2 protein-coding genes are annotated in these 1718 nt (G+C 40.9%); both read left to right on the top strand.

The window, feature by feature from the left end; all coding sequences use genetic code 11:
- Nucleotides 1-450 precede the first annotated feature (450 nt).
- Nucleotides 451-1200, top strand: coding sequence for an HNH endonuclease family protein (locus tag MHN09_RS21180; RefSeq protein ID WP_239241835.1), 750 nt, complete (start codon nucleotides 451-453; stop codon nucleotides 1198-1200).
- Between the two features lie 120 nt (nucleotides 1201-1320).
- Nucleotides 1321-1587 (top strand): hypothetical protein, encoded by a 267-nt coding sequence (locus MHN09_RS21175; RefSeq protein ID WP_239241834.1) that lies wholly within the window; start codon nucleotides 1321-1323, stop codon nucleotides 1585-1587.
- The last annotated feature ends 131 nt before the right edge of the window (nucleotides 1588-1718 follow it).

Genomic DNA, 1718 nt, shown 5'->3' with positions numbered 1-1718 from the left:
TGCATTTAGTCGTAGCAGAAGGTTTAAGTATATACATAAATGCGTAATGGCGATAAACGGCGAACGTTTCGCCAGTTATATACCCTCAATTAAGCGATATTAAGTCTACAAGGATATTTCCACGTAAATCTTGCTTCCTAAAAAGCACTTTCACTCATATTAATATTATCGTGTCTAGGGAGCCTTTACGCTCTTATACGTCATGTGGCCCCACAGCTCACTGTCGATGCAAAGTTGATATGGGCGGCGGACTTATATATCACGAGAATCAAGAGTCATTAGCAAGTCCTGTAGGGCCCCAGAAGCGAAACATAAATATTCCTAAGTAAAGTCATCTTGCCTCGTTCAAGTAATAAAAAATTGGGGGAGTTAGGGAGTTGGTTAAAGATGATAAAAGTTGTCAATCACGGCATGATAAGGGATGTAATCACAAGTGAGAACTAAGTAATCATGAAAATCAATTCTTTAATTCTCTTTCTACTGAGTTTTTCCGTAGTGTCATGTGGTTCACCCAATAACGTTCATGCTCAAGTAAAAAAAAGCATATCGGGCATTTGTCATGACACGTCAAGTTCATCCTACAATCGAACCAAGAGCTTCGAAGCATTTAGTACTATTGAGGCATGCCTTCATAGCGGCGGTCGATTACCTAAAGCGAAGACGACATATCATCAAGCGGAAGAAGAGGCATTAAACGAAGGTAGAGCCTTTACCTCCAACTATGATAGAGTGGATTGGCCCCATTGGATTGACGACGACAATGATTGCCAAAATACGCGTCATGAAATGTTGATATTGAAGTCAAAGACTTCTGTAGTCTTTAAGTCCGGTAACGGTTGCCAAGTCACTGTAGGTGAATGGTATGACCCGTATTCAGGTGAGACGTTCGTCGATTCTACCGCGCTAGACCTCGACCACATTGTTCCTCTTAAATTTGCGCATGGCCATGGCGGCGACAAATGGTCGAGGGATAAGCGCCAAGCTTTTGCAAATGACCCCCATAATCTCCTATTAGTTAAAGCATCATTAAATCGACAAAAAGGAGCCAAAGGCTTAGATGAGTGGTTACCACCTAATCACGCTTATCGATGTGAGTATATAGAGAGGTTCATGGACATTATCGACGACTATAGTCTTACACTCATCCCTGCTGAGAGAAGAGTTATCAATAAAATGCAAAAGGCTTGTGCTAGGAAATAACTTGGTTAACTACCGGAACAATTGAATAAAAAGGCGATATAACTATACATTAGGCCAGTTACTAGTTCGATAAAAGCGCGGTAGATTAGTTTGCATCGCTATCTTGAATGGATTAATTGAATGAAATCTATATTTACGAACGAAGTAAGAGCAATGGTCGCAGACACTTACCTTTCTTATACTTCTGACATCGATGGTGCCGAAGCATTTAAGCGCTTTATATCAAGGCCAGCCTCACTTCTCGATGTAAGGAGAGACCCGAAGTTCATAGCCTTTACAGACAATGAACTGATTGATGAAATGAAGCTGATGGAGCGAGATATCATTGTACTTTTTAACAAAACTGTTCAACGCTTTATATTGAATTTAGCATTGCATTCTATTTAGCATAATTGGTTTCGTAGAGCGGGATATTACATTTGTTAATTGGCACCGCTATGGATCCATTCCATTGGCGGCGTAATGGACCCACCCCATTTGTGCCGTAATCGATCCACCTGATTGGCGGCGTAATAGAT

This window comes from Alteromonas sp. MmMcT2-5 (assembly GCF_022348315.1).
Classification (GTDB): Bacteria; Pseudomonadota; Gammaproteobacteria; order Enterobacterales; family Alteromonadaceae; genus Alteromonas; species Alteromonas macleodii.
The sequence above is the reverse complement of the archived record's forward strand: the minus strand, read 5'-3'. Positions and strand labels throughout refer to the sequence as shown.